Source organism: Microbacterium sp. (genome assembly GCF_031178525.1).
In the GTDB taxonomy this organism is placed as follows: Bacteria; Actinomycetota; Actinomycetes; order Actinomycetales; family Microbacteriaceae; genus Microbacterium.
Genome location: NZ_JAPSJA010000130.1, coordinates 1 through 7,200, shown reverse-complemented (window position 1 = coordinate 7,200; position 7,200 = coordinate 1). Strand labels below are relative to the sequence as shown.

Sequence of the window (7,200 nt, the reverse complement as noted above, 5' to 3'; positions counted from 1 at the left end):
AGGGGAGAGGCTCGAACCAGGACGTGAAGGGCACGTCCGGAAGAGGAGGGCATCATGCTTCGCGGACTCGCGAACCTGAACGTCGTCGCCGACGACATGACCCACGCGCTCGACTGGTACACGGGCGTCTTCGGCGAGCCGCCGTACTTCGTCCGTCCCGAGCAGGGCGAACCGCAGTATGCGGAATGGCGGTTCGGTGACGACGAGGACGAGTTCGCGCTCATGAGCAGCGCGTTCCGGCCGAGCCTCGCCGAGCCCGGGGGAGCGCTCGCGTACTTCCACGTCGACGACATCCGTGCGGCCGCCGAGTGGATGGCAGGGCTCGGGGCGCGCGCCGTGGATCCCGTCATGGAACGCGGCGGCGGGTTCTGGACCGCATCCTTCGCCGACCCGTTCGGCAACCTGATCGGCCTGATGCAGAGTCCGCACTGGCGGGACGCGCACACCTGAGGCACGTGGGCGGCGCGGGCCCGCAGGGTGTCAGACGGTGCCGTACAGGCGGTCGCCCGCGTCGCCGAGGCCGGGCACGATGTAGCCCTTCTCGTTGAGGCGCTCATCGAGCGCACCGAGCACGAGCGTCACGTCGCGGCCGTCGACCTGCTTCTCGATCGCCCGCACGCCCTCGGGGGAACCGAGCAGGCAGACCGCGGTGACGTCCTGGGCACCGCGCTTGAACAGGAACTCGATCGCTGCTCCGAGCGATCCGCCGGTCGCCAGCATCGGGTCGAGCACGAAGCACTGGCGGTCGCTGAGGTCGTCGGGAAGGCGCTCGGCGTAGGTGACGGGCTCGAACGTCTCCTCGTTGCGTGCCATGCCCAGGAAGCCGACCTCCGCGGTCGGCAGCAGCTTGACCATTCCCTCGAGCATGCCGAGGCCGGCGCGCAGGATCGGCACCACGAGCGGCCGCGGGTCGCTGATCTTCACGCCGGTCGTCTCGGTGACGGGAGTGGAGATCTGCACCGGCTCCACTCGCACGTTGCGCGTGGCCTCGTAGGCGAGCAGCGTCACGAGCTCCTCGGTGAGCTGGCGGAACACGGGCGATGACGTGTCCTTGTCGCGCAGCACCGTGATCTTGTGCGTGATGAGCGGGTGGTCGGCGACGTGCAGGCGCATGGCACAAGGCTATCCGGTCGCCATCCGGCATCCCCCTGGGAGCGGCCGCACGGCCCTCGCGTTCGCGCGGCGACCGGGCCGTCGTGCGCGCCGTAGGCTCGACGCGTGAATCCGGATCCGCGCGACGCTCTGGCCGTGGGCCGCGCGCTCGAGCTGGCCGCCGAGGCGGCCGCTGCGGGCGAGGTCCCGGTCGGCGCGCTCGTGATCGACGCGCGCGGGCTCGTGATCGGCGAGGGACGCAATCGACGCGAGGCCGACCACGACCCCTCGGCGCATGCCGAGGTCGTCGCGATGCGCGAGGCGGCGCGCGCGATCGGGTCGTGGAACCTCGAGGGCTGCACGCTCGTGGTCAGCCTCGAGCCGTGCGTGATGTGCGCCGGCGCGCTGCTGCAGGCGCACATCTCGCGTGTCGTGTTCGGCGCATGGGACGAGAAGGCCGGCGCGGCCGGATCCGTGTACGACGTCGTGCGCGACCGTCGCCTGCCGTACCGCGCGGAGGTCGTCGGCGGCGTGCGCGAGGCGGAGGCGCAGGCGCAGCTGCGCGCGTTCTTCGAGGCCCGGCGCTGACAGCCGGCGCTGTCATCCGGCGATAGCGTGAGCGCATGCTGATCGCCGCGGTCGTGTTCGCGGGCCTCGCCGCTCTCGTCCACGTGTACATCTTCGTGCTCGAGACCCTGCGCTGGGAGGCGCCCGCGACCCGGCGGATCTTCGGCACGAGCGAGCGGGACGCGCGCATCACGAAGCCGCTCGCGGCGAACCAGGGCGTCTACAACCTGATGCTCGCGATCGTCACGATCGTCGGCATCGCCCTCTCGGTCGCCGTGCCCTCCGCCGGCACGGCGCTGATGCTCGCCGGCACCGGGTCGATGCTCGGCGCGGCGCTCTACCTCGCCGCCACCGACCGCACGAAGCTGCGCCCCGCCACGACGCAGGGCACGTTCCCGCTGCTCGCGGTGCTCTTCACGACCCTCGCGCTGGTGCTCGGGTGAGCCGAACCGACACGGCGACCGGGCGGAGCGCCTCACCCTACGAGCGAGCGCTCGGCGGGCGCATCACCGAGCTCCACCCGACGCTTCAGCGCTACTTCGCCTCGCTGCCGGACGGGCACGTCGGCCGCGGCGAGGGCGTGTTCGACCGTGCGGGATCGACGCATGGGTGGCTGCGGCCCGTCCTGTGGCTGCTGCAGCCGTTCGGCGCCGTCTACGCCGGAGCCGAGACGGCCGTCCCGTTCCGGATCAGCAACCGCCTCGCGCGGGGCAGGGTGGCGAGCGAGCGCCGCTTCGGCTTCGTCCGCGGCGAGTGGATCATGCGCGACAGCGTGGGTATCAACCGGCACGGTCGTCTCGTCGACGAGGTCGGCGCTCCCGCGGTGGTCGTGGCGAGCTTCGATCTCGACGTCCGTGATGGCGCGCTGCTCCTCACCAGCCGCGCCGTCGGCATCCGGGTCGGCCGTCTGCGGCTGCGCCTGCCGCGCGTCGTCGCGCCCGTCGTCCGCCTGCGGGAGGCGTTCGACGAGCGCAGCGGCGAGCAGGCTGTCCGTGTGAGCATCGATGCGCCCGTGATCGGGCGGATCTACGAGTACCGGGGGCGCTTCCGGTACCGGATCGAGGAGGTCGGATGACGAACGGTCACGTGGTGCTGGCGGGTTCCTCCGGATTCATGGGCACGTACCTCGCGGGGCGCTACCGTGCGGCGGGGCGAAAGGTCGTCACGATCTCGCGATCGGGAGCGGACGTCACCTGGGACGACGAGGAGGGCATCGCCGCGGCCGTCGACGGTGCGGCGCTCGTGATCGGCCTCGCGGGGAAGAGCGTCAACTGCCGATACACCCCCGAGAACCGGGCGGAGATCCTCCGCTCGCGAGAGGACACGACGGCGGCTCTCGCCCGCGCGATCGCGGCAGCGGAGAACCCGCCGCCGCTGTGGGTCAACTCGTCCACCGCCACGATCTACCGCCACGCGGAGGACCGCCCGATGACCGAGAGCGGCGGCGAGCTCGGCAGCGGGTTCTCCGTCGAGGTGGCCAAGGCGTGGGAGCGGACGCTTTTCGCGGAGGCGCTGCCGGCCACGCGTCGCGTCGCCCTGCGCAGCACGATCGTGCTGGGCGATGGCGGCGTCTTCGGCACCCTGCGCACGCTGGCGCGCTTCGGCCTCGCCGGCGCGCAGCATGACGGCTGGTGGCCCGTGAGCCGCGCGCGCCGCGAAGCCGGCACGGCGCACTACCCGGGTGCACGTCGCGGGCGCCAGCGGTTCAGCTGGGTGCACATCGAGGACGTCGCGCGCATCATCGACTTCCTCGAGGAGCATCCCGCGCTGGAGGGGCCGGTGAACGCCGCGTCGCCGCATCCTGTCGACAACGTGACGTTCATGGCGGCGGTGCGCAAGGTGCTCGGCGTGCGCTTCGGCATCCCGACGCCGCGCTGGATGCTCGAGATCGGCGCGATGCTCATCCGCACGGAGACCGAGCTCATCCTCAAGAGCCGCTGGGTCCTGCCCGAGCGGCTCACGGCCGCCGGCTTCGACTTCCGCTGGCCCGAGCTCGAGGGAGCCCTGCGCGACATCGCGCGACCCTGACTGGCGGGCGGCCCGCCGGCGCCGTGTCAGTCGTCGCTCGAGGCGAGACCCCGGTGGGCCGACAGCAGCGTGATCTCGGGGCGCTCGGCGAGCAGGCGATCCGCCTGATCGAGCACGTCGCGCACATGTGCGGCCTCCGCCGCGACGACAGACACCCCGATGCGGGCACGCCGATGCAGGTCTTGATCACCCACCTCGGCGGCGGCCGCTTCCGTCCGCCGGCTGAGGTCGGCGAGGATCGGCCGGATCACCGAGCGCTTCTCCTTGAGGGAGCGCACGTCCCCCAGCAGCAGGTCGAACTCGATCCAGCCGATCCACATGGCGTCACGCCGGGAGGTGGGGGAGCACTTCCTCGCCGAGGTAGGCGAGCTGGTCGAGGTCGGTCATGTCCATCAGCTGGAAGTACACGCGCTCGGCGCCCAGCTCGACGAGGCGCGCGACCTTCTCGATGATCTCGGGCGCCGATCCGCAGATGTTCGTCTCGCCGCGGAAGGAGGACAGGTCCTGGCCGATTGCTCGGGCGCGGCCGGCGAGCTCGACGTCGTTCGGTGCGGCGAGCGTCGGCAGCGCGACCGAGAGCTTGAGCGTCTCGGGGTCCCGCCCGGCCCGCTCGGCCGCGGCGAGGACGCCCGCGAACTTGTCCGCGATGACGGCCTCGGGCTGGAAGCCGATGTTGAACTCGGCGGCATGCGCGGCCGCGAGCGCGGGAGTGCGGCGCGGTCCGCCTCCGCCGACGATCACCGGGATCCGCGGCTGCGTCGGCTTCGGCAGGGCGGGCGCGTCGGTCAGGTCGTAGTGCGCGCCGTGGAACGAGAACGTCGAGCCCACGGGCGTCGCCCACAGCCCGGTGACGACCTGCAGCTGCTCCTCGAGGAGGTCGAAGCGGCGCGCGGGGAACGGGATGCCGTACGCGCGGTGCTCGGCCTCGAACCAGCCGGTGCCGAGACCGAGTTCGGCGCGACCGCCGGACATCTCGTCGACCTGTGCGACCTGGATCGCGAGGATCCCCGGGTGACGGAACGTCGCGGACGACACGAGCGTGCCGAGCCGGATGCGCTCTGTCTCGCGCGCGAGGCCCGCGAGGGTCGTCCACGCATCGGTCGGTCCCGGCAGACCGTCGCCCTCGCCCATCGCGAGGTAGTGGTCGGAGCGGAAGAAGCCGTGGAAGCCCAGCCGCTCGGCGGTCTGCGCGAACACCCGCTGGGTGTCGTAGCTCGCGCCCTGCTGGGGCTCCGTGAAGACGCAGTACTCCATCGTCATCGCCGCGCCGCCGCTCAGTCGGAGGACTTCAGGATGACGGCCTCGGTCGGCAGCTGCTCGGCGTCGACGGGGCGGTAGACATCGGGCTCCAGGTACACGATGCGCGCCGTCGGAACGGCCTCCCGGATCCGCTTCTCCACCGCGTTGATGTCGGAGGCCACGTCGCCCAGGAGCTTGTCCTGCGGCACGCCGACCTTCGCGGCCACGAGCAGCTCCTCGGGGCCGACGTAGAGAGTCTTGATGTGGATGAGCTTGTCGACCTCGGGGCCCTTCTCGATCGCCGCGACGATCTTGTCGAAGTCGGCGGGCGTCGCGCCCTCGCCCACCAGCAGGCTCTTCGTCTCGATGCCCAGCACGATCGCGACGAGGATCAGCAGCACGCCGATCAGGAGGGTGCCGAGTGCGTCGAAGAACGAGTTGCCCGTGATGATCGTCAAGCCGACGCCGAAGAGCGCGAACACGAGGCCGAGCAGCGCCCCGACGTCCTCGAGCAGCACGACGGGAAGCTCGGGCGCCTTCGCGCGGCGGATGAACGACACCCACGACTGGCCCTTGTCGCGCACGGCGTTGCTCTCGACCACGGCCGTGCGCAGCGAGAACGACTCCAGGACGATCGCGACGACGAGGATCACGACCGGCAGGTACTGCCACTGCGGGTCGAGCTCGTGCGGGTGCGTGAACTTCTCGACGGCCTCGTAGATCGAGAACAGGCCGCCGAGAGAGAACAGGATGATCGACACGACGAACGCGTAGACGTACCGCTCCCGGCCGTAGCCGAAGGGGTGCTCGCGGTCCGCCGCCTTGCGGGCGCGGCGTCCGCCCAGCATAAGCAGCAGCTGGTTCCCCGAGTCGGCGACCGAGTGGATCGCCTCGGCGAGCATCGAGGCGGATCCCGACAGGAACCATCCGACGAACTTCGCGATCGCGATGCCCATGTTCGCCAGGAACGCCGCAAGGATCGCCTTGCCACCGCCGTGTGCACTCATGCGCACCACTCTATTCAGCCGACGGTCGCTCCTGCGACGATTCCCGGAGGGCCTCCGCCCGGAGCAAATAGGCTCGAGCCATGCCTGAGACCCTGCCCTCGCTCGCGTTCCTCGGTGCCGGTTCGATGGGCGGCGCGATCCTGCGCGGCGTCGTCGCCGCCGGCATCCCCGTCGACGGCGGGATCCTCGCGACGAACCGCACGGCCGAGAAGGCCGCCGAGCTGGCGGAGCTTGCCGGCGTGCGCAGCATCGCACTCGAGGACGAGCCCGACGCGAACGCGCGCGCGGCTGGGGAGGCGCGCGTGCTGCTCATCGGGGTCAAGCCCGCCATGGTGCCCGACCTGCTGCGCGAGATCGCGCCCCACGTGCGCCCCGATGCGATCGTGATCAGCCTCGCCGCCGGCGTCACGCTGCGGACGTTCTCGTCCATCCTGGGCGAGGGGGTCACCGTGCTGCGGTCGATGCCGAACACGCCGTCGCTCGTGGGCCGCGGCGTCACTGGGCTGGCGGCGGGCGAAGGAGCATCCGGCGAGGCGGCGGGGATCGCGCGTCGCCTGTTCGAGACCGTCGGCACCGTGATCGACGTGCCGGAGGACCGCATCGACGCGCTCTCGACCATCTCGGGCTCCGGTCCCGCCTACGTCTACCTGCTGATCGAGGAGCTCACGCGCGCCGCCAGGGACAGCGGCTTCGACGAGGCCGACGCCCGGACGATGGCGGAGGGGACGTTCATCGGGGCGGCCGCCCTGCTCGAGCAGACGGGGGAGGAGCCCGCGGAGCTGCGCCGCCGGGTCACGAGCCCCAAGGGCACGACCGAGCGCGCGGTCGCGGTGCTGCAGCGGGCCGACCTGGGGGGCGTCTTCCGTGAGGCCGCCGCAGCCGCGCTCGCCCGTGCGAAGGAGCTCGCGGCAGAGTCCGCGTAGCCCGGGTCAGCGATCCAGGGCGGCGAAGCGCTCGACGTCGACGTTCGTCCCCGACACGATGATCAGGTCGTGGTTGGTGACGACCGTGTTCGCCTCCGCGTAGCGGAACGGCTTGCCGGGGCTCTTGATGCCCACGACCGTGACGTTGTACTTGGTGCGAACGCCCGACTCGTTCAGCCCCACTCCGCGCACGAACTTCGGCGGGTACATCTTCGCCAGCACGAAGTCGTCGTCGAAGCGGATGAAGTCGAGCATGCGGCCGCTGACGAGGTGGGCGACGCGCTCACCGGCCTCGCGCTCGGGGTAGATCACGTGGTTCGCACCCACGCGGGCGAGGATCTTGC

General features: G+C 71.4%; 10 protein-coding genes and 1 pseudogene. 6 read left to right on the top strand and 5 right to left on the bottom strand.

Going from position 1 to position 7,200, the window contains the following annotated elements; translation table 11 throughout:
- The first annotated feature begins 54 nt into the window (after positions 1 to 54).
- The gene (locus RIF89_RS09285; protein ID WP_309068835.1) at positions 55 to 450 is read left to right on the top strand and encodes a VOC family protein; all 396 of its coding nucleotides are present in this window, start codon (positions 55 to 57) and stop codon (positions 448 to 450) included.
- A gap of 30 nt (positions 451 to 480) precedes the next feature.
- Here the strand turns inward: RIF89_RS09285 and upp are convergent, their stop codons facing one another.
- Entirely contained in the window at positions 481 to 1,113 is a 633-nt protein-coding gene (gene upp, locus RIF89_RS09280) for a uracil phosphoribosyltransferase (protein ID WP_309068834.1), read from the bottom strand.
- A 105-nt stretch (positions 1,114 to 1,218) separates the two neighbouring features.
- On the opposite strand from upp, the gene RIF89_RS09275 reads away from it, so the two are divergent.
- Genes RIF89_RS09275 through RIF89_RS09260 form a run of 4 tightly spaced genes read left to right on the top strand, consistent with a single transcriptional unit; the run spans position 1,219 to position 3,687 of the window.
- A complete protein-coding gene (locus RIF89_RS09275; protein WP_309068833.1) occupies positions 1,219 to 1,680 on the top strand; it encodes a nucleoside deaminase in 462 nt (153 codons plus the stop codon).
- Between the two features lie 35 nt (positions 1,681 to 1,715).
- The gene (locus RIF89_RS09270) at positions 1,716 to 2,102 is read left to right on the top strand and encodes a DUF1304 domain-containing protein (protein WP_309068832.1); all 387 of its coding nucleotides are present in this window, start codon (positions 1,716 to 1,718) and stop codon (positions 2,100 to 2,102) included.
- Positions 2,099 to 2,734 (top strand): DUF4166 domain-containing protein, encoded by a 636-nt coding sequence (locus tag RIF89_RS09265; protein ID WP_309068831.1) that lies wholly within the window; start codon positions 2,099 to 2,101, stop codon positions 2,732 to 2,734. Before RIF89_RS09270 ends, RIF89_RS09265 begins: the two co-directional genes overlap by 4 nt.
- A complete protein-coding gene (locus RIF89_RS09260) occupies positions 2,731 to 3,687 on the top strand; it encodes a DUF1731 domain-containing protein (RefSeq protein WP_309068830.1) in 957 nt (318 codons plus the stop codon). Before RIF89_RS09265 ends, RIF89_RS09260 begins: the two co-directional genes overlap by 4 nt.
- A gap of 26 nt (positions 3,688 to 3,713) precedes the next feature.
- On the opposite strand, the gene RIF89_RS09255 is transcribed toward RIF89_RS09260, so the two are convergent.
- Genes RIF89_RS09255 through RIF89_RS09245 form a run of 3 tightly spaced genes read right to left on the bottom strand, consistent with a single transcriptional unit; the run spans position 3,714 to position 5,933 of the window.
- Positions 3,714 to 4,007, bottom strand: a complete 294-nt coding sequence (locus RIF89_RS09255) for a DUF503 domain-containing protein (protein ID WP_309068829.1) — start codon at positions 4,005 to 4,007, stop codon at positions 3,714 to 3,716.
- A 4-nt stretch (positions 4,008 to 4,011) separates the two neighbouring features.
- Entirely contained in the window at positions 4,012 to 4,941 is a 930-nt protein-coding gene (locus RIF89_RS09250; protein WP_309068836.1) for an LLM class F420-dependent oxidoreductase, read from the bottom strand.
- Between the two features lie 20 nt (positions 4,942 to 4,961).
- Positions 4,962 to 5,933, bottom strand: a complete 972-nt coding sequence (locus tag RIF89_RS09245) for a cation diffusion facilitator family transporter (protein ID WP_309068828.1) — start codon at positions 5,931 to 5,933, stop codon at positions 4,962 to 4,964.
- A gap of 80 nt (positions 5,934 to 6,013) precedes the next feature.
- Between RIF89_RS09245 and proC the strand changes: the two genes are divergently transcribed.
- The gene (gene proC / locus RIF89_RS09240; protein WP_309068827.1) at positions 6,014 to 6,856 is read left to right on the top strand and encodes a pyrroline-5-carboxylate reductase; all 843 of its coding nucleotides are present in this window, start codon (positions 6,014 to 6,016) and stop codon (positions 6,854 to 6,856) included.
- Positions 6,857 to 6,862: 6 nt separating this feature from the next.
- Here proC and RIF89_RS09235 read toward each other — a convergent pair.
- Positions 6,863 to 7,200 (bottom strand): annotated as a pseudogene (locus RIF89_RS09235) (TrkA family potassium uptake protein); the annotation flags it as partial.

Excerpts from the sequence above, each read along its gene's own strand:
- RIF89_RS09285 (WP_309068835.1), top strand. The coding sequence starts at position 55 with ATGCTTCGCGGACTCGCGAACCTGAACGTCGTCGCCGACGACATGACC.
- upp (WP_309068834.1), bottom strand. The coding sequence starts at position 1,113 with ATGCGCCTGCACGTCGCCGACCACCCGCTCATCACGCACAAGATCACG.
- RIF89_RS09255 (WP_309068829.1), bottom strand. The coding sequence starts at position 4,007 with ATGTGGATCGGCTGGATCGAGTTCGACCTGCTGCTGGGGGACGTGCGC.
- RIF89_RS09250 (WP_309068836.1), bottom strand. The coding sequence starts at position 4,941 with ATGGAGTACTGCGTCTTCACGGAGCCCCAGCAGGGCGCGAGCTACGAC.
- proC (WP_309068827.1), top strand. The coding sequence starts at position 6,014 with ATGCCTGAGACCCTGCCCTCGCTCGCGTTCCTCGGTGCCGGTTCGATG.
- RIF89_RS09245 (WP_309068828.1), bottom strand. The coding sequence starts at position 5,933 with ATGAGTGCACACGGCGGTGGCAAGGCGATCCTTGCGGCGTTCCTGGCG.
- RIF89_RS09270 (WP_309068832.1), top strand. The coding sequence starts at position 1,716 with ATGCTGATCGCCGCGGTCGTGTTCGCGGGCCTCGCCGCTCTCGTCCAC.
- RIF89_RS09260 (WP_309068830.1), top strand. The coding sequence starts at position 2,731 with ATGACGAACGGTCACGTGGTGCTGGCGGGTTCCTCCGGATTCATGGGC.